Source organism: Janthinobacterium glycogeni (assembly GCF_051380725.1).
Taxonomy (GTDB): Bacteria; Pseudomonadota; Gammaproteobacteria; order Burkholderiales; family Burkholderiaceae_D; genus Janthinobacterium.
The window spans coordinates 171,209-190,144 of the sequence record NZ_JBNYXP010000009.1 but is presented as its reverse complement, the minus strand read 5'-3'; the positions used below and the strand labels follow the sequence as shown (position 1 = coordinate 190,144).

The window sequence follows — 18,936 nt, the reverse complement described above, 5'->3', positions numbered from 1 at the left end:
GTTTCACTTACCACTGCTGCCCCAGCACCTCCCTGACTTTTGCCGACGCCTGGCGGTGCGGCGCGCCCAGGCGGCTGGAAAGATCCCTTTCCGGATCGGCGCGGATGTCGGCCAGCGCCGCCTGCACGCTGCCCTGCATCTGCGCCAGATCAAGCTCCGACGGCGCGTCCGGCTGCGCCACCTGCAAGGTTTGCCACAGCAGGCCCAGGGTCGCGTAGTTCTTGACGTCATAAGCCATCGGTGGAATCGTCGCGGCCAGCGCTTCGAGCGCTTCCACCGTGCGCAGGGTGATGCGCGCGGCCGACGCCTTGCCCATGGCGTGCACCATCACTTGCGGATCGTCGAGCGCGATCAGGCGGTTGGCTTGGTAGCCGTGCGCCAGAAAGGCGCCCGACATGGCCTTGCCGACGATCAGGCCGATGACGGGATGGCCGGCCAGGCGCGCCTCGGCGTAAGCCCCCGCCGCGCCGGCCAGCGCCTGGTGGATGCCATACGCTTCTTCGCGCCGGCCATACGCCTGGCTGGCCACGTCGATGACGGCGACGATGGGCCGTTTCACCGCCAGGTCGCGGTCCTCGGCAAGCACCTGCCGCACGGCGCGCGCCAGTTGCCACGCCTCGACCAGGCCGATTTCACCGGTGCGGGCGCGCGTAAAACGGTTGCCGGGGTCGGGCAGCACGGCGAGGTAGCGCGCCGGCTCGCCCGCCAGCGGCGCGTCCACCACGCGCACGGAAAGTGGATAATCAGGCAGCGGCGCGGCATGCCGCGTCAGGGCCGCGAGCCAGACGGCGCCGCGGCTCGTCTCGGTGATGGCGTTCATGCTGCGACTCCTTGGCTGTAGATGGCGCGCACGGCGCCTGGTGTGGCTTGCACGGACGCGTCGACTTCCGCCAGACGGGCCAGGTAGCCTTCCGCCTGATCGCTGCGGTGCCGCGGCGGCACGCCGCGGGCGAACAGATCGGCCACGGTGGCGCGCATCTGCGGCGTGTCGTCGTCCACGTAGGCGTCGGCCAGGCCGCTCTTAAAACGCTGCTCGCCGCCCGTCAGGCTCCAGATGAAGGGCTTGTTGCGCGAGTCGAATTCGTCCACGCCCGCCTCCTGCTCGATCACGGCCGGGCCATTGAGGCCCAGGCGCGCCTCGCGCGTGACGACCAGATAGCTGCACAGGCCCGCCGCGATCGACATGCCGCCGTAGCAGCCGACGGTGCCCGCCGTGATGCCGATCACGGGCTGGTAGCGGCGCAGGTCGACGATGGCGGCATGGATGTCGGCAATCGCTGCCAGACCCAGGTTGGCTTCCTGCAGCCGCACGCCGCCCGTCTCGAACAGGATCACGGCGCGCGTCGGCACGCCCTGGCGGTTGTCGCGCGCCGCCAGTTCCAGCGCGCCGGCGATCTTCGCGCCGCCCACCTCGCCCATGCTGCCGCCCTGGTAGGCGCCTTCGATGGCCAGCACCACGGCCGGCTGGCCGTCGAACAAGCCCTTGGCCACCACCACGCCATCGTCCGCCTGCGCCGTCACGCCCTGCCGCGGCAGCCAGGGCGAAGCGATGCCGCAGAACGGATCGAGCAGTTCGCGCATGCTGCCCGCGTCCAGCAAGGCCTTGGCCCTGCTGCGCGCGCCCCGTTCGATGAAGCTGTCGCGCTCCAGCAGTTGTTGTAATGTGCTCATGCCGTCCTCCCCGCTTGCAATTCTTCGTATGCCTGCTCGATGCGCATGCGCACCACGCCCGGCGTGGCGCCGCAGTCGTTGATGACGATGGTCGCCGCCGGCAGCGGCTCGCCGCCGAACACGCGCTGCAACAGCGCGTCCCACACGGCGCCCTTGCCATCGACGGAGGTGTTCACGACGATACGGGTCACGCCGTCGTCGCCCGGCTGCAGCAGCACTTCCAGGTCGCCCGAACCGACGACGCCGGCCAGCACGCGCCCCGATGCCGGCTGTCCGGCCGGGAATGTGTAGTCACGCGTTTCCATGCGCTTCTCCTTCTGTCAATCGGTCGAGGAACAGGGTGGCCGCCAGCAAGTCGGCTGCGCCGCCGGGCGACACGCCGCGATCCAGCGCCGCCGCTTCCAGCGCCAGCAATGCCTGCGTGCCGGCAGCCGTGGCCGCGCCGCCGGCCGCCAGCACTTGCGCCGCCCCCGATTGCAACGCCAGCAAGGCCGCCTCGCCGCCGCGCGACAGCACGCAGGTGTCGTCCAGCTGGCTGAGAATAGCCAGCAAGGCGTTCAGGCGCGCCGTCGTTTCGTTGTCGCCGCGCGCCCGCGAGGCGTGCAAGGCGGGCAAGCCGGCGCCTGTCACCAGCGGGAAACCGGCGCGGGCCTGGCCCCGGGCGCCATCGACCCGGTACTGGCGGCACGCCAGCTCGCCCTTGTTGCCGGTGGCGCCAGGCGCGCCGCGGTCGTGCAAGCGGGCCAGCGCACCGGCCCGCGCCGCCACGGCTTGCGGCGCCAGCGACGCGCCGCGCGCGCCCTGCTGCGCCGCCGCCGTCACCAGCAATCCCAGCGCCCAGATAGCGCCCCGGTGCGTGTTCACGCCGCCCGTGGCCGCCAGCATCCGCGCCTCGCCATCGCGGCCGATGGCGCCGATGCGCTGGCGCAGGCCGTCGTCATCGCCGCTTTCCCAGCCTGCCTGCGCCATGGCGGCAAACACCGGTTGCAGCACGCAGGCCGAGTGGCACATCAAGGCCCAGTTCAAGTCCGCGTGGGCGCCACGGCTGCGCAAATCGACCAGGCCCGGCTTCGGCGTCAGCGTCACTTCATCGAACAGCGCCTGCAGCACTTGCCGCGCCAGCGCGGCGCAGCGCTGCCGCAGCGGCACTGTCGTCATCATCATTGTGCTCATTACCAGCTCCTGAATTTGGCGGGGGGTTGATACAGACCGTCGGACCATTCGACCAGGTCGGCGATGCTTTTCGCCGCCAGCAGCGAGCGGTTCGCTTCCCCCCGCTGCACGCCGATATCCTCGGGCAGCGCGATCAAGCCGTCGGCGCGCAGTGTCGCCGTCGTCTTCGGGTCGTGGCGCAGGCCGATGGGCGTCACGCCGGCCACCGCCGCCAGCATGGCCTTGCGCTCGTCGAGCGAACGGGCCTTGTACAGGTAGGCGATGCCCTCCTCCGTCAGCACGTGGGTGACGTCATCGCCATAGATCATCACGGGCGCCAGCGGCATGCCGCTGGCCTGGCCCACGGCCACGGCGTCAAGCGATTCGACGATGGTCGGCTGGCCGCCGTCCTGGAACGTCTCGACCATCTGCACCACCAGCTTCCTGCCGCGCGCGAGCGGGTCGTCCGTCTCGATCAGGTCCAGCCAGGCCGGCGTCGGGTGGCGCCGGCCATGCGGGTCGTGGCCCATGTTGGGTGCGCCGCCGAAGCCCGCCAGGCGGCCGTTGGTGACGGTCGACGAGTTGCCCAGGCCATCCATCTGCAGGGTGGCGCCGATGAACAGGTCGACCGCGTACTGGCCCGCCAGCTGGCACAGGGCGCGGTTCGAGCGCATGGAACCGTCGCGGCCCGTGAAGAACACGTCGGGCCGCGCGGCCGCATAGCCTTCCATGCCCAGCTCCGCGCCGAAGCAGTGCACGCTCTCAACCCAGCCCGTCTCAATGGCGGGTATCAGCGTCGGATGGGGGTTGAGCACCCAGTTGCGGCAAATCTTGCCCTTCAAGCCCAGCTGCTCGCCATAGGTCGGCAAAATCAGCTCGATGGCGGCCGTATTGAAACCGATGCCGTGGTTGAGCGACTGCACCTGGTGTTTTTCATACACGCCGCGGATCGCCATCATGGCCATCAGCACGTGCACGGGCTTGATCACGCGCGGGTCGCGGGTGAACAGGGGTTCGATGAAGAACGGCTTGTCGGACTGCACCACGAAATCGATCCACGAGCCGGGCACGTCGACGCGCGGCAAGTCGCTGACGTCGTCGACGATCTGGTTGACCTGGGCGATGACGATGCCGTCGCGGAAGGCGGCCGATTCCACCAGCGTGGGCGTGTCCTCGGTGCTGGGGCCCGTGTACAGATTGCCCTGACGGTCGGCCATGTAGCCGGCCACCATGACGACGTTGGGCGTCAGGTCGACGAACAGGCGCGCATACAGTTCGATGTAGGTGTGGATGGCGCCCACTTCCAGCAAGCCATCCTGCAGGAACTGCGCGATGCGCAAGCTTTGCGTGCCGGCAAACGAAAAATCGAGCTTGCGGGCGATGCCCCGCTCGAACAGGTCCAGGTGCTCGGGCAGGCTGACGCTGGGCATGATCAGGTGCAGGTGATGGATCTTGTCGGGATTGACCTGGGCCAGCATGCGGGCGAGGAAATCGGCCTGCTTCTGGTTATTGCCTTCGAGGACGACGCGGTCGCCCGGCGCAAGCAAGGCTTCGAGCACGGCGACCATGTCGCCCTGTTGCAGCACGGGGCCGCTCGCGTACTGGCGCACGGCTTCCAGGCGGCGGCGCTTCTCGGTGCGCCGCGTGTCCCATTGTTTTTGCCGCTGCGCTGGCGCTGCTGTGGCGGTTGACATCATGCCTCCGGAATGAGCTATCGAACCCCGACGATAGAACGAAAGCGCCAGCGCGACAATCAACCTGCTAGCATATTCATTACTTTGAAGTTAATGAACTGCCATAAAAGAGGCTAGCCATGGCCATCAATGAAGAAATCACCTTGAAAAAGCTGGAAGTTTTTCTGAGCTTCATGGAATTGAACAACCTGGCGCGGGTGGCCGATGCGCTGGGCCAGAGCACGGTCAGCGTGCACCGCGCCCTGCACTCGCTGGAAGACGGCTTGCGCTGTCCCCTGTTCAAGCGCGAGGGACGCAGCCTGATCCCCCTGCATGCGGCCTACACCTTTGCCGAATCGGCGCGGCGCGCGCTGGCCGAGTGCGAGGAAGGCGTGCGCAAGGTACGCGAAATGTCGGGCATCAACCCCGTGCGTCTGAAGATCGGTTCGCTGTATTCCCTGACCCTGCACTGCATCCCGCAACTGGTGATCGCCCTGAAGCTGCGCCGGCCGGGCCTCGACATCGACCTGACCCTGGGCTCGAACCGCGAACTGCTGCAAAGCCTGGCCGATGGACGTTTGGACGCCATCATCGTCGGCGTGCAGGAAGACGAACAGCATGCGGGCCTGGTGGCAGTGCCCCTGTTCCAGGACGACATCTTCCTGGCCGCGCCGCTGGCCTCGCCCTATGCGGGGGCCGCTTCCGTGGACTTGCAGGCGCTGCGCGACGACAAATTCGTCACGCTCAACGAGGGATTCGTCACCTCGCAAAGCTTCAACCACGCATTTGAACTGGCCGGCTTCGTGCCCGACACAGCCATGCGCGTGGGCGACATCTTCTCGCTGATCAACCTGGTGAGCGGCGGCATCGGCTACAGCCTGCTGCCCGGCCGCGTGCGCGCCTTCAGCTCGCGCATCGAACTGCTGCCCCTCGACGCCCGCTACGGCTCGCACCAGCAAATCACCCTGCTCATGCTGAGCAGCCGCGAGCGCGACCCGAATCTGCTGGCGCTGGCGGCGGAGTGCAGGTTGTATGGGCGCGGTGAACGAAGCGAATGATTCTGTTCAGCAGGCTCTCGAGTGCTTAATAGATTTCTGCTTTATGAACGCTTTTCAGAGTATCAGTAGCCATAAAAGTTGCCAGTAGCCCTTACGATCCGTGTTCGAGCTCACGAAGGAGAGTGTTCGTCGTTACCACGCCACCATGCAGACGAAAAATGCTTATAGTCTGATCGAGCGCCAACTTCCGGTTTATCAACCTCATTCCGTGGTAAGATTATCGGAAGTAAATTTACCTGTGGAGGCTTCCTTGTTACAAGAACTGCCTGGCATTCCCCCGATGCCCAATCAATTTGTGTGCAAGGTAGTCTGGGAGCCCACATTGGTCTCTAGTCGCCTCTCTGAACTGAGCGCAAGCCTGAATGAAGCGTTGTTACGAGAAGTCAGCGAACATGGCTACCGAGCGCGAATTGAAGCGACAGAGTTACATTCGACCACAGCCGCTGGTTCATATCATTGGCACGCTGCCGTATACGCTATTCGCTCTTTACTAGTTGAGCGCGGATGGAAACCTGAGAACACGCGTAATTGTCCGTTTATTGTCGACCCCCATCGAAAAATTGCAATTGTAGTAATGACAGGTGATTCAGATACTGGCTCCATCGGCGGATATCCCACAAATCAAGCAGAAAAAGGGGCTGTTCTTAAACAAGCCGTAGCCAACAACTACAAACAATTGACTCTTTTTAACGCAGATTTGGCATCTACAAGGCTTGCCAATTCGAAAGAAGCTACACAACTGTGGGTTTTACTTTATCACGTCAGTACTGGCTCAAATGGGAAAGCTGAAATTAGAGCTGAACTCTCATTGCCTTCGGAATTTGAAAGAAAAAAAATTATAAATTGGAAAGAGAGAATTATTCTCTCTTCCATTCTACCTGATGGTGAAGCTTTTATTCAAAATGACAGTCCCACTGGACCGATTGATGTACCCATTGAACGACGCACTGGAACATAAATAACTTAGAGGTATAATGTTTTTTAACCCATCAAGGCTAACGTTCGCTCGTACACGACGCGGATTTACGAAGGCTCGCCTTGCCAAGGAATTAGGTCTGCAAGTGCGCTCGATACAAGGATATGAATTAAGCGAATACACACCAGAACCGGAGAAACTTGCAGCGATTAGTGCGCTTCTCCATTTCCCAGTAGAATTTTTTTCAGGAGACGACCTGCCCGTTATTGAACCGGACACAGTCAGTTTCCGGTCAATGTCAAAAATGTCCGCAGCACTAAGAAACACCGCTCTAGGTGCTGGTGTAATGGCATTTTTACTCAACGATTGGATAGAAGAACGATTTCGCCTTCCACAGGCCAACTTACCTGACCTAAGTGACCTATCCCCTGAAGACGCAGCAGCAACCTTACGTCGTGTTTGGGGCCTGGGAGAGACTCCGATCGGTAACCTTATTCATCTACTAGAAGCAAAAGGAATTCGGGTCTATTCATTAGCGATTGAAGCTAAAGAGGTAGATGCTTTTAGCGTGTGGCACAGGGAACATCCCTTTGTCTTTCTCAACACGTTCAAGTCTGCCGAACATAGCCGATTTGATGCTGCTCATGAGCTAGGCCACTTAGTCCGCGACCGACATAGCATGTTGCACGGAGAGGATCACAACCCGGAAATGGAACGTGAGGCGAATGCATTTGCCTCGGCATTCCTAATGCCGAGAGCGAATATACTCGCAAGAGGTTCTGGAGTTTTAACGCTAGACAAACTGATGCAGATAAAACATATATGGGGGGTCTCGTTAGCGGCTCTCGCATATCGAATGAATCATTTAGGCCTATTTACTGAGTGGTCATATCGCAATCTTTGCATTCAAATGGCAAAAAACGGCTATCGCACCTCGGAGCCGAGACCGATGCGTCATGAATCCTCTCAAGTTTTACGAAAAATTTTCGATGCACTTCGGGCAGAAAAGATCACACGCAGCATGCTGGCGAAAGATTTGTGCATCATGCAGGAAGATATTGATAATTTAACTTTTGGGCTTACCCTTTCCACTGTATCTCCCAACACCGCAATGGCTGCTCCGGATAATCGTCGCGTCTTACTCTAAGCCTACTCGAAGGTGACTTACCTCCATAGGCACCTTCTCATATAAATGAGGAATTCAAAGTGGAATTTTATTTTAGATGACACCTTACAATACAAAATCCGCGTGATAAAGGGATTAAACATATCGATCAAACGCTGTATGAGAAAAGCCCGCTTTCAGCGGGCTTCAAGGAAAAAATTAAATCAAACTCAATTAGAATAATTAAGCTGGAATAGCACAGTTAAATAGCGCTATCCCAAGGCGCCGACAGCCGCACGGCGCAGTTAATCAACCCCACCATCGAATACGTCTGCGGGAAGTTCCCCCACATTTCCCCCGTCACCGGATGGGTGTCTTCCGACAGCAAGCCCAGGTGATTGCGCGCCATCAACATCGTTTCGAATATCTTGCGCGCCTCGTCCTTCCTGCCGATGCGCGCCAGGGCGTCGATGCGCCAGAAGGTGCAGATGTTGAAGGCGGTCTCTGGCTTGCCGAAGTCGTCGGGCGCTTCGTAGCGGCGCATGTAGGGGCCGTCGCACAGCGATGCTTCCAGCGCGTCGACGGTGGCGATGAAACGGGGGTCCATGGGGTCGATGAAGTTGACTTCCGCCATCAGCAGGACGGAGGCGTCCAGGTCGCGTCCGCCCAGGCTTTCCGCGAAGGCCTGGCGCTCCTCGCTCCACGCTTCGCGCAGTAATCTCTCGCGGATCAGCACGGCGCGGCTGTTCCAGTGGTCGGCCCGGTCGTCCAGGCCCAGCTTGTGCGCGACCTTGGCCAGGCGGTCGCAGGCGGCCCAGCTCATCAGCATGGACGAGGTGTGGACCCTCGCCCGCGTGCGCAGTTCCCACATGCCCGCGTCCGGTTCCGCATGCAATTTGAATGCCTGGTCGCCCACGGCTTCCAGCGCGGCAAACTCGGCTTTTCCCGCCCGGTGGAACAGGCGGTGGTCGAGGAAGGCCTGCGCCGCGCCCAGCACGATATTGCCGTAGACGTCGTGCTGGAAGTGTTCCTGCGCCTGGTTGCCGACGCGCACGGGACCATTGCCCCGGTAGCCGGGCAAGTGGTCGAGTATCGATTCGGGCAGCTGCTCTTCCAGGCCGATGCCGTACAGGGGCTGGATGTGGCCGCCTTTCGAGCGGGCGACGATATTCGTCAGCCAGCGCAGGTATTCCTCCATGGTGCCCACTTCGGACAGGCTGTTGAGCGCACGCACGACAAAGAAGGCGTCGCGCAGCCAGCAATAGCGGTAATCCCAGTTGCGGCTGCTGCCCGGCGCTTCCGGGATGCTGGTGGTCATGGCGGCGATGATGGCGCCCGTATCCTCATATAAAGACAGCTTCAAGGTGATCGCGGCGCGGATGACCACGTCCTGCCATTCCAGCGGCACGGCCAGGCGGCGCGTGTAGGTGCGCCAGTAGTTGATGGTTTCCTTCTCGAAGATGCGCGCCGTCTCGTCGATGCCGCCGGCCAGGGTTTCATCGGGGCCCAGCAGGAAGTTGGCCGTGCCGCCCAGCACGAAATACGTTTCACTCAGCACATAATTGAGCGACACATCGGTGTTCAGGCGCAAGGTCTGTTCCGGCCCCACGTAGCGGATGTGGTGGCTGCCCTGCGTGATCTGCGGCGCCAGCCTGCCCCAGTCGTAGCGGGGACGCAGGCGCACACGGATGCGCACGGCGTGGTCCAGCGGGCGCACGCGCCGGATCAGCATCAGCGGGCGGAACATGCGGTCGCGGCTGAGAAAACGGGGCGCGAAATCCGTGATTTCCACGCCCCGCCCCTGCGTGTCGTACAGGCGCGTGCGCAGTACGGCCGTGTTCGGCTCATAGACTTGCTCGCTGCGCGCGAAGTTTTCGATGTCGATGGCCCACACGCTGCCGTTCTGCGTATCGTCCAATAATGTGTTGAAGACGGGATCGCCGTCGAAACGGGGCAGGCAGGACCAGACGACCTGCCCTTTCTGGTCGATCAGGGCGCTGAAGGCGCAATTGCCCACCACGCCGCAGTTCAGGGACGCCTGCGCGGGTGGCGTGCTGGCGGCGGCCGCGTGCGCGCCGCTGGGGATGTCATAGGTTGTCGTCATGGGCTACTCCTTCGAGGTCGGGGATACGGAAGCGGCCAGCAAGGCGGCGCGCAAGGCGCCGGGGCTGGCCAGGCGCAAGGCAGCGGCGCTGGGGCCGTTGCCCACTTTCACGCCCTGCCCGCCTGCTTGTTGTACAAAGACAAAGCCTGCCTCGTCGGTGGTATCGTCGCCCGCGAACACGGGCCGGCGGCCGGCGAACGGGGCTTCCTGCATGAAGGCGGCGATGGCGCCGCCCTTGTCCGTGGCGGCCGGCTTGGCTTCCAGGACCATTTTGCCATGCAACAGCAATACCCCCGGGCACGCTTGCACGGCGGCCGTCATTTCCTGCAGGCACAATTGTTCGAGTTCCGGCGCCAGGCGGTAATGCAGGGCCACGGCACCGCGTTTCTGCTCCACCAGCAAACCGGGGTACCTCGCCGCCAGCGCCTGGGCGCGCGCCAGCACGGGCGCCACCTCGGGCGTGGCCGCCACGGTGAACCGGCCATCGGCGCCGCGCCGCTCCACGCCATGCACGCCGGCCACCGGCAGGGTCAAGGGCGCCAGCATCGCGTCGATCTGGACGATGGGACGACCGGAAATGAGGGCCAGCGCGCCGCCATGGCGCTCGGCCAGCAGCGCCAGCGCTTCGATGACACCGGGCGCCACGCGCACGCCGTCGGGCGTGGGCGCCAGGTCGACCAGGGTGCCGTCGAAGTCGAGGAAAACGGCGCTGCCGGCAGTACTCAGCAACCGCAACAGGGTAGCGCTATCGTCAGGCATGTCCGTCATCAGATCCCCTTGCGCCGCTTGATGCGGCTGTGGGCGTCGATCTTGGTCATGACCTTGTCGCGCTGGCGCAAGCGGGCCGCGTCCAGCAGCATGCGCCCGGCCCAGCGGTACACATTGAAATGTTTCACACGGGCCCGCATGCTCTTCATGCGCTCACGCTGCTCAACGGGCGGCATCACGAGGGCGCGGTAGAGGGCGTCGGCGCCCTGCTCGATGTGATACGGGTTGATGATCAGCGCTTCATGCAGCTCGCGCGCGGCGCCCGTAAATTGCGACAGCACCAGCACGCCCAGCTCGTCGTCGCGCGCGGCGATGAACTCCTTGGCCACCAGGTTCATGCCGTCATGCAAGCTCGTCACCATGCACACCTCGGAGGCGCGGAAATAGCGCTGCAAGTCGTCCTGGCCATGGTGCTCGGCCTTCAGCAGGATGGGCACGTAGTCTCCGCTGCCGAAGCGGCGGTTGATGCGCTCGACCATCTTGCGCACCCTGGCGTCAAAACTCTGATATTCATCGAGCGAAGCGCGGCTGGGAGCGGCGATTTGCACGAAGGTAAAGTGTCCCACCATGCCGGGCTGCTGTTCCAGCATGCGCTCGACGGCCTGGAAGCGCTCGACGATGCCTTTCGTGTAATCGAGGCGGTCCACGCCGATGCCCAGCAAATGGTCCGGCGCCACGCCCAGTTCGGCGCGGATTTGCGCGCGGCACGTGGCCACGTCGGGTTGCGCCGGGTCATCCTCGGGCCAGGCGATCGAGATCGGGTAATCTTCGACCTGCGTCATCTCGCCGCCGTAGGAAATCGTGGAAGCCTCGGGCTCGATGCGGGTTTCCAGGTAACGGTCCACTGTTTCGAGGAAATTCTTGCGGTGGAATGGCGTATGGAAGCCGAGGATGGTGCTGCCCAGCAAGCCGTCGAGGATTTCCTCGCGCCAAGGGCAAATGCCGAACGATTCCGAGTTCGGCCAGGGGATATGCCAGAAGGTGATGATCGTCGCCTTCGGCAAGGCTTCGCGCACCATGCGCGGCAGCAAGGCAAAGTGATAATCCTGCACCAGCACGACGGGATTGTCCGTCTTCGCCTCGGCGATCACGGCGTCGGCGAAGCGGCGGTTGACCTTTACGTACTGGTCCCAGTCGGACGAACGGAACACGGGGCGCACGTGGGCGATATGGCACAGCGGCCACATGCCTTCATTGGCGAAGCCATAATAGTAGCCCTGCTCTTCCTCTTCCGTCAGCCACACGCGGCGCAAGGTATAGCTGGGATTGTCGGGCGGCACGGGCACGTGGTCGAGCTTGTCGACCGTCTCGCGGTCGGCGGAACCGGCGCCATGCGCGATCCACGTGCCGGAGCACGCCCGCATCACGGCTTCCACGGCCGTCACCAGGCCGCTGGCCGGGCGCTGCACAGTGATGCCCGCCTCTGTTTTGGTGTGGATATACGGCTCGCGGTTCGACACCACCAGCACCTGGTCTCCCTGCAAGTCCGCTTCCAGCAAGGCGCGCAGCTTGTCCGGCGTCCAGTCGGACGACCAGCCGTTGTCGCCTTGGCGTTCCAGGTGGTATTCCTGCAGCAATTCGCGCAAGTCGCCGATCAGCGGCTGCATTTCCGGCGGCGGCGCTGGCGCGGCGGCGGGCGCCGTGGCGGCGGCCACTGCGCCATTGCTTTTCGGCAGCAACTCGCCCCGCAAGATATCCTTCACGGCGGACAGCCAGCCGCGCCAGCTCAGGTGGGCGACGAACACCGTCATCAGGGAAATGAGCACGGCCAGCACGGCCAGGAAGGCAAAAATAAAACGCTTGGTATCGGTATTGCGGCGTTCGACAAAACTCATATCCTGCACCAGCACCAGGCGTCCCAGCTGGGACGCGTCCTGCATGACGGGCGTTTCGCTCAGGTGGACCTGGCCTTGCGGCAATTGCGCCAGGGATTTGTACAGGCCGCCCGTGGGAGGCGTGCTCCAGCAGCCGATGGAGGCCGGGTATTGCGCGGACTGGTACAGCAAGTGGCCCGCATTGTCGCAAAAACCGATGGCGATCAGGCGTTCGTCGCGCGTGGCGCCCTGGAACAGTTCACCGATGCGGGTGGCATCCTGCGCGGGCAGGTATTCGGTGAGCGAGGGGCGGAGGGTTCCAGCGAGCAATTCGGCCCGGCTGTCGAGGTCGCGCACATACCAGCGCAGGGTGATGTTGTCCAGCAGGGGTACCACGATATAAGCAAACAGTCCCAGCACGAGTGCAAGTGGCAGGATGAAGCGCAAGGACATTCGGAGTGATCGTACTATCATCGGTTTCCTTTGCAAAAACGAAAAGCATGGCAAGTATGACTATGTTTCCAATGCGGCGACGCCCGCTTGTTTTCCGTATTGAAACGTCAACGTGGCATGGCGCAGCGCAGCAATTTCTTCCAGTATCCACCTTGACCGAAGTCTTATCCGTACGGCAACGCACGCCCCCGCGACGTCATCTGCCCGTAAAATACCCGCTTCCGACATCCATTTCACTTATCAATAAGGAGTTTTCGCCTATGGATCTCAGCACGTTTCACTCGCTGATGGGAGGCCCGCTGCGCTCGGCGCTGACCGTGCTCGTTTCCGCCCTGCTCGTCACCCTGGTCGCCATCGGCGTGCACCGGGCCGGCATCGGCTTGCTGAAAAAACTGGCCCATGGCCACCCGCTGACCAGCAACCTCGCGCGCGTGGCCTTCCGCGCCAGCCAGCTGTCCATGATCGTCTTCGGCCTGCGCATGGTGCTGGCCAGCGCACCCGACGACACGCCGGCACTGGTCGCCATGTCGCATATCACCAGCGTGGCGCTGATCATCGCGCTGACCTGGCTGGCCATGCAATGCATCGAGTCGCTCAGCATCACGATTTCCCAGATCAATCCCGTCGACGCGGCCGACAACCTGCGCGCGCGGCGCCGCATCACGCAGGCCCGCGTACTGACGCGCAGCGCACACGCCATCGTCGTCCTGCTGGGCGTGTCCTTCGTGCTGCTGACCTTGCCCGGCGCGCGGCAGATCGGCGCCAGCCTGCTGGCCTCGGCCGGCGTGGCGGGCCTGGTGGCCGGTATCGCCGCCCGCCCCGTACTGGGCAATTTCATTGCCGGGCTGCAAATTGCGTTCTCTCAACCCATCCGCATCGACGACGTGCTGATCGTCAATGGCGAATGGGGCACGGTCGAGGAAATCAAGGGCACGTATGTGGTCGTGCGCGTGTGGGATGAACGGCGCCTGATCGTGCCGCTGCAGTGGTTCATCGAAAATCCGTTCGAGAACTGGACGCATACCTCCTCGGACATCCTGGGTACGGTCTTTCTGTGGCTCGATTTCAGCATCCCGATCGCGCCGCTGCGCGCGGAACTGACGCGCATCTGCGAAGGCGCCGCGCAATGGGATGGCCGGGTCTGCACGGTGCAGGCGACGGATTCGAACGAGCGCGCCGTGCGCGTGCGTTTCCTCATCAGCGCGAAAGATTCGGGCACGGCCTTCGAGCTGCGCTGCATCGTGCGCGAGCAGATGCTGGCCTTCATCACCACCAATTACCCGCACAGCCTGCCCCGCCTGCGCTCCACGCACGACCCCATCGAAGTGCGCGCCATGCAGGCGCAGAACGACAGCGTGGCGCTGCACAAGGCAGAGACCATGGCGTAAAACCTGCGGCGCGCTGCCCCGGCCCGCGCGCCGCTACAATGAGCCGCATGAGCACCACCGCCTGGTTCATCCTGATCGGCTGCCTGATGCTGGCGCGTGGCCTGGGCGCCGACGGCATCGCGCGCCTGCCCTTGACCTCGGCCATCGCTTACCTGGGCGTGGGCCTGCTGCTGGGCCCCATGTTTCTCGGCCTGTTTGCGTTCGACCTGGTGCAACAGGCGCCCCTGCTGGAAACCCTGACGGAAATCGCCGTCCTCATCTCCCTGTTTTCCGCCGGCGTCAAGATGCCGGTGCCCTTCAGCCTGGCGCGCTGGCTGCCTTCGCTGCGCCTGGCCTGGCTGTCGATGGCCATTTCCGTGGCCCTCGTGGCGGCCTTTGCGTGCCTGGTGCTGGGCCTGCCATTGGGCGCGGGCGTGCTGCTGGGCGCCATCCTCGCCCCCACCGACCCCGTGCTGGCCACCGACGTGCAGCTGCGCCATGCGGGCGACAGCGAGCAATTGCGCTTCATCCTGACCAGCGAAGCGGGCATGAACGATGGCAGCGGCTTTCCTTTCGTCATGCTGGGTCTGGGCTTGCTTGGCTTGCATGAGCTGGGGCCGCATGGCGCCACCTGGCTGTGGCGCGATCTATGCTGGGCCAGCGGCGCCGCCATCGCCCTGGGCGCGGCCGGCGGCGCGCTGCTGGCCTGGCTGGGCTGGCAGGTGCGCGCCAAGGAACCGAAACACGCGATGCTGGACGACCTGGCGGCCCTGGGCCTGATCGCCCTCGTCTACGGCGTGTCCACCTGGCTGCACGCGTGGGGATTCCTGGCCGTGTTCTTTGCCGGCGTGGCCTTGCGCCAGACGGAACTGCGGCTGGCCGGCGCGCCGCAAGACCGGCAAGGCTTGCTGCAGGCGGAGGAAACCCATGCCGTGTCCGCCGCCAAACCGCACGACAGCGAGGTGACGCTGACCGTCAGCGGCGAAGCCCTCGTCTTCAAGGAACACCTGGAACGCCTGTCCGAACTGACCCTGGTGCTGTTGCTGGGCGGCGCCGTCACGGCCGCCGCCTGGAGCTGGCAGGCGTGGAGCGTGGCGCTGTTCCTGCTGCTGGTGGCGCGCCCGGCCAGCGTGATGCTCGGCCTGCTGGCTTCCGGCACCAGCGTGCGCCTGCGGGGGCTGGCCGCCTGGTTTGGCGTGCGCGGCATCGGCTCGCTGTACTACCTCAGCTATGCCATAGCGCATGGCTTGCCGCGCGGCCTGGCGCGCGAACTGGCCGACATCACCCTCGTCGTCGTCATCCTCTCCATCATTGCGCACGGCTTGACGGTCAAGCCGCTGCTGGAACGCTACTGGCGCAAATAACTGGCCAAATAAGCACCCGCTGCGCCCATTGTCATTGCTACAGAGCAATGATTTGTCAATTGCCCCTATGGCGGGCGGAAATATTGTTAAGATCATTGAAAATGGCAAAAGAGAGAATCAATGAAACGAAGAAGCGTGCTGGGACTGGGCGTCTCACTGGCCCTGCTGCAAACGGGCTGCGCCACCGATCCGGCCAGGCTGGCGTGGGAAACAGAATTTGACGGCTTCATGCGCGATGGCCTGGCCCGCACGGAAACACCGGGCATGAGCGTGGCCGTGGTGCGCGGCGAACAGACCATTTTCGCGCGCGGTTATGGCTGGGCCGACATCCAGGCCGGCAAGAAGGCCGATGCCAACACGGTGTTCCATGTCGCGTCCGTCAGCAAGCTCGTCACGGCCACGGCCGTCATGATGCTGCTGGAACAGGGCGCCTTCCAGCTCGACGACAAGGTGGCGGCCTACCTGGACTTTCCGCTCATGCATCCGAAGTTTCCGGACGTGCCCATCACCTTTCGCCATTTGCTCAGCCACACCTCGGGCATTTCCGACGCCGTGTACGACAAGACGACGGCGTTTGCCGTCCAGGGCGACCCGCGATTACCGCTGCGCGACTTCGTCAAGGGTTACCTGTCACGCGGCGGCGCCTGGTATGACGCGGATGTGTCGTTTGCCGCCCGGCCCGGCACGGAATGGCGCTACAGCAATGTCGGCATCGCCCTGCTCGGCTATCTGGTGGGCCGTTTGAACCCCGATGGCCTCGACGCCTATACGCGCGAACACCTGTTCGAACCGCTGGGCATGGACAACACGGCCTGGAACCTGGCCGGCTTGCCGCGGCGCGCCGTCGTCGCCCAGCCGTACGCGCACAAGGAGCCGGGCCTGCAAGCGCTGCCGCCCGTCGGCTATCCGGATTGGCCGGCCGGCCTGCTGCGCAGCTCGGCGCAGGACTTTGCCCGCTTCCTGGCCATTTTCAGCAATGGCGGCAGGGTCGATGGCCACCGCTACCTGCAAGAGGCGACGCTGCGCCTGTTTTTCGCCCCGCAAGCGGCCCCCGTCGTGCCCGCCGATTCATCCGTGCAGCAAGCCCTGGTATGGCTGCTGCGCGACGTCGACGGCCGGTCGCTGGCCACGCACAGCGGCGGCGACCCGGGCGCCGCGTCCGTCGTCTGCGTCGACCGCGCCAGCAAGACGGCCGTGCTGGCCTTCGCCAACGTCAGCGCCGACAAGGAGTTTCGTTCATTCCAGAAAGAAGTGGTGCTGCGCCTGCTGGCGCATGGCGGCAGCGGCACGCCGGCGAGATAGGCATGCCGCTTGTGTGAGCGGGCGCACGGTAGCTCCCGGGCAAGCACGTATGCTGTGCTGGTCAGATTTGACGCTCAACGAGGAGACCGGCATGACCAATCGCATCGGCAACAAGGACGTGGCGCAGCAGCGCAGCAAGAGTGAAAAAGCCCGCATCAAGGCGCAGAACATCGCCAGCGAGGCGGTGAAGAAGGCCGAGGCCAGGGCCAGGTACCGCAACGCCGTCAGGGGCCAGCCCGTTCCCGGCGCGCTCCCCGGCAATTAAGCGCCGAACCAGCCGCGCAGTTTCTCGGCGGCCCGTTCCTTGACCTCGGCCGTGATGTAGGTGGCCACCGTGGCGACGGCCGCCGCCAGCACGGCCAGGTCATCCGCATAGCCGACCACGGGCGTGATGTCGGGAATCGCATCGATGGGCGAAATGAAATAGCCGAGCGCGCCATAGATGGCCGTCTTGGCCCACAGCGGCGTGTTCGGCTGCTGGGCCGCGTAGTACAGCCACAGGGCTTTTTCGATGACTTCGCGTCCTGCCGTCTTGGCGAACTTGACGACCTTGTCCCAGAAGCTGTCATCCGTGTATTTCTTTTCATACTGCTTGTCGGCCTGGGGGGCGTGGTCTTCTTCCAGATTCTTTTTTCTGCCAAACATCTGCTGCTCCTGTCTGCCGCGCACGGCGTTACGAATGCGCACCTTAGCATAATGGCGCGCCGGGTGGGCGGCCTGCAAGGTAAGCTGTCATCATGGAAATATCTGCCACCACGGCCCACGCCGCCGGCCTGCGCTATACGGGCGACCATCAGAAAGGCATCGCCCGCCTGGGCAAGCCCGGCAAGTTCCGCTACCGCGACGGGGACGGCGAGTTCCTGCGCGCTAGCGCCGCCTTGACGCGCATCAAGGCGCTGGCCATTCCACCGGCCTGGACGGATGTGTGGATCTGCCCGCACGCGAATGGCCATTTGCAGGCAACGGGACGCGACGCGCGGGGCCGCAAGCAATACCGCTACCATGCGCGCTGGCGCCAGGTGCGCGATGAAGCGAAATATGAGCGCATGCTCAGCTTTGGCCGCGCCCTGCCCGCCATCCGCGCCGCCGTCGCGCGCGGCATGCAGCTGCCGGGCTTGCCCCGCGAAAAAGTGCTGGCCACCATCGTGCATCTGCTGGAACTGACGATGATGCGCATCGGCAACGAGGAATACGCGCGCACGAACAAATCCTTCGGCCTGACGACCCTGCGCACGCGCCACGTGCAGGTCGACGGCAGCGCCGTGGCCTTTCACTTCAAGGGCAAGAGCGGCGTGCGCCACGATATCCGCCTGAGCGACCGGCGCCTGGCCACGGTGCTGCGACGCATGCGCGAACTGCCGGGGCAGGAACTGTTTCAATACATCGATGACGATGGCGCGCGCCATGGCGTCGACTCGGGCGACGTCAACGATTACCTGCGCGCCGTGACGGGCGAAGACTACACGGCCAAGGATTTCCGCACCTGGTCCGGCACCCTGCTGGCCGCGCTGGCCCTGCAGGCGTTCGAGCAGGTCGATTCCGATGCGCAAGCCAAGAAAAACATCGTGCAGGCGATCGAGTCGGTGGCGAAAAAGCTGGGCAATACGCCGACGATCTGCCGAAAATGCTATGTGCACCCGGCCGTGCTGGAATCGTACCTGGATGGCAGGTTATTGGCAGGCATGCGCGCGCGGGCGCAGGAGCAATTACGGGAAGAACTGCCGGCGCTGGCGCCGGAGGAAGCAGCCGTGCTGGCCTTGCTGCAGCAGCGGCTGCAGAGTGCGCTCAAGCCTGGCGGGCGGGCTGGCGCCGGCACTGGGCCGACAGTGTGAGAGCATCGCTGCTGCAGACGGGCAAGGCGCCGTGGCCGGCGTCGCGGGCAACGGGGGCCGGTGCGGCATCGCTGTTGTGCTCCTCGCCCGTATTCATCCAGGTGGCCGCCAGGGTCGAGAATGTAAACAGGCAAATCAGCAGGAACGGCTTGTTCACATGGATGGACTGGTCTGGCTTTTGCATCGCATACTCCGTCGGACTGGTTGGCTGTTGCAGCATGAACACGATCATCGCGTGTTTCCGCAAGGCATACAATCAGACAGTTTCGACAAGACGGGTAGGACAGCGCTGACAGCGCTCCGCCATGACGTCCCGTGTCGGCAGATTTGACACCGGTGCCCGCCCGCATTATTCAA

The 18,936-nt window shown here is 63.6% G+C and carries 18 protein-coding genes; 8 read left to right on the top strand and 10 right to left on the bottom strand.

Annotated elements, in window-relative coordinates:
- Nucleotides 1–7 precede the first annotated feature (7 nt).
- Genes mdcE through mdcA form a run of 5 tightly spaced genes read right to left on the bottom strand, consistent with a single transcriptional unit; the run spans nt 8 to nt 4,517 of the window.
- Complete coding sequence (mdcE, locus tag ACQ4W4_RS20865; protein WP_436543579.1) at nt 8–820, bottom strand: biotin-independent malonate decarboxylase subunit gamma; 813 nt, start codon at nt 818–820, stop codon at nt 8–10.
- Nucleotides 817–1,671, bottom strand: a complete 855-nt coding sequence (locus tag ACQ4W4_RS20860; protein ID WP_436543578.1) for a biotin-independent malonate decarboxylase subunit beta — start codon at nt 1,669–1,671, stop codon at nt 817–819. The genes mdcE and ACQ4W4_RS20860 overlap by 4 nt, the downstream gene beginning before the upstream one ends.
- Nucleotides 1,668–1,976: a malonate decarboxylase subunit delta gene (locus ACQ4W4_RS20855; protein WP_436543577.1), complete on the bottom strand. Its 309-nt coding sequence runs from the start codon at nt 1,974–1,976 to the stop codon at nt 1,668–1,670. Before ACQ4W4_RS20855 ends, ACQ4W4_RS20860 begins: the two co-directional genes overlap by 4 nt.
- Entirely contained in the window at nt 1,963–2,844 is an 882-nt protein-coding gene (locus ACQ4W4_RS20850) for a triphosphoribosyl-dephospho-CoA synthase (protein ID WP_436543576.1), read from the bottom strand. The genes ACQ4W4_RS20855 and ACQ4W4_RS20850 overlap by 14 nt, the downstream gene beginning before the upstream one ends.
- Complete coding sequence (gene mdcA / locus ACQ4W4_RS20845; protein ID WP_436543575.1) at nt 2,844–4,517, bottom strand: malonate decarboxylase subunit alpha; 1,674 nt, start codon at nt 4,515–4,517, stop codon at nt 2,844–2,846. Before mdcA ends, ACQ4W4_RS20850 begins: the two co-directional genes overlap by 1 nt.
- A gap of 119 nt (nt 4,518–4,636) precedes the next feature.
- On the opposite strand from mdcA, the gene ACQ4W4_RS20840 reads away from it, so the two are divergent.
- From ACQ4W4_RS20840 to ACQ4W4_RS20830, 3 genes are all read left to right on the top strand, one after another.
- Nucleotides 4,637–5,554, top strand: coding sequence for a LysR family transcriptional regulator (locus ACQ4W4_RS20840; protein WP_436543574.1), 918 nt, complete (start codon nt 4,637–4,639; stop codon nt 5,552–5,554).
- A 145-nt stretch (nt 5,555–5,699) separates the two neighbouring features.
- A complete protein-coding gene (locus ACQ4W4_RS20835) occupies nt 5,700–6,512 on the top strand; it encodes a hypothetical protein (protein WP_436543573.1) in 813 nt (270 codons plus the stop codon).
- A 16-nt stretch (nt 6,513–6,528) separates the two neighbouring features.
- Complete coding sequence (locus ACQ4W4_RS20830) at nt 6,529–7,617, top strand: ImmA/IrrE family metallo-endopeptidase (RefSeq protein WP_436543572.1); 1,089 nt, start codon at nt 6,529–6,531, stop codon at nt 7,615–7,617.
- A 220-nt stretch (nt 7,618–7,837) separates the two neighbouring features.
- On the opposite strand, the gene ACQ4W4_RS20825 is transcribed toward ACQ4W4_RS20830, so the two are convergent.
- Genes ACQ4W4_RS20825 through ACQ4W4_RS20815 form a run of 3 tightly spaced genes read right to left on the bottom strand, consistent with a single transcriptional unit; the run spans nt 7,838 to nt 12,714 of the window.
- Nucleotides 7,838–9,679: a glycoside hydrolase family 15 protein gene (locus ACQ4W4_RS20825; protein ID WP_436543571.1), complete on the bottom strand. Its 1,842-nt coding sequence runs from the start codon at nt 9,677–9,679 to the stop codon at nt 7,838–7,840.
- 3 nt (nt 9,680–9,682) lie between these two features.
- Nucleotides 9,683–10,447, bottom strand: coding sequence for a trehalose-phosphatase (gene otsB / locus ACQ4W4_RS20820; RefSeq protein WP_436543570.1), 765 nt, complete (start codon nt 10,445–10,447; stop codon nt 9,683–9,685).
- Nucleotides 10,447–12,714, bottom strand: coding sequence for an alpha,alpha-trehalose-phosphate synthase (UDP-forming) (locus tag ACQ4W4_RS20815; RefSeq protein WP_436543569.1), 2,268 nt, complete (start codon nt 12,712–12,714; stop codon nt 10,447–10,449). Before ACQ4W4_RS20815 ends, otsB begins: the two co-directional genes overlap by 1 nt.
- A 260-nt stretch (nt 12,715–12,974) precedes the next feature.
- Between ACQ4W4_RS20815 and ACQ4W4_RS20810 the strand changes: the two genes are divergently transcribed.
- The 4 genes from ACQ4W4_RS20810 (at nt 12,975) to ACQ4W4_RS20795 (ending at nt 17,012) form a co-directional block, all read left to right on the top strand.
- Nucleotides 12,975–14,102, top strand: a complete 1,128-nt coding sequence (locus ACQ4W4_RS20810) for a mechanosensitive ion channel family protein (RefSeq protein ID WP_436543568.1) — start codon at nt 12,975–12,977, stop codon at nt 14,100–14,102.
- A 47-nt stretch (nt 14,103–14,149) separates the two neighbouring features.
- On the top strand, nt 14,150–15,445 hold the full coding sequence (locus tag ACQ4W4_RS20805) for a cation:proton antiporter (protein ID WP_436543567.1): 1,296 nt from the start codon (nt 14,150–14,152) through the stop codon (nt 15,443–15,445).
- A gap of 120 nt (nt 15,446–15,565) precedes the next feature.
- The gene (locus tag ACQ4W4_RS20800) at nt 15,566–16,747 is read left to right on the top strand and encodes a serine hydrolase domain-containing protein (protein ID WP_436543566.1); all 1,182 of its coding nucleotides are present in this window, start codon (nt 15,566–15,568) and stop codon (nt 16,745–16,747) included.
- A gap of 91 nt (nt 16,748–16,838) precedes the next feature.
- Nucleotides 16,839–17,012, top strand: coding sequence for a hypothetical protein (locus ACQ4W4_RS20795; protein ID WP_436543565.1), 174 nt, complete (start codon nt 16,839–16,841; stop codon nt 17,010–17,012).
- On the opposite strand, the gene ACQ4W4_RS20790 is transcribed toward ACQ4W4_RS20795, so the two are convergent.
- Nucleotides 17,009–17,392 carry a YkvA family protein gene (locus ACQ4W4_RS20790; protein ID WP_046685558.1) on the bottom strand — a complete coding sequence of 128 codons (384 nt, stop codon included), beginning with the start codon at nt 17,390–17,392 and terminating at the stop codon, nt 17,009–17,011. The genes ACQ4W4_RS20795 and ACQ4W4_RS20790 overlap by 4 nt on opposite strands.
- Nucleotides 17,393–17,484: 92 nt before the next feature.
- Between ACQ4W4_RS20790 and ACQ4W4_RS20785 the strand changes: the two genes are divergently transcribed.
- The gene (locus ACQ4W4_RS20785; RefSeq protein WP_436543564.1) at nt 17,485–18,579 is read left to right on the top strand and encodes a DNA topoisomerase IB; all 1,095 of its coding nucleotides are present in this window, start codon (nt 17,485–17,487) and stop codon (nt 18,577–18,579) included.
- On the opposite strand, the gene ACQ4W4_RS20780 is transcribed toward ACQ4W4_RS20785, so the two are convergent.
- Nucleotides 18,533–18,763 (bottom strand): hypothetical protein, encoded by a 231-nt coding sequence (locus ACQ4W4_RS20780; protein WP_436543563.1) that lies wholly within the window; start codon nt 18,761–18,763, stop codon nt 18,533–18,535. The genes ACQ4W4_RS20785 and ACQ4W4_RS20780 overlap by 47 nt on opposite strands.
- Between the last annotated feature and the right edge of the window lie 173 nt (nt 18,764–18,936).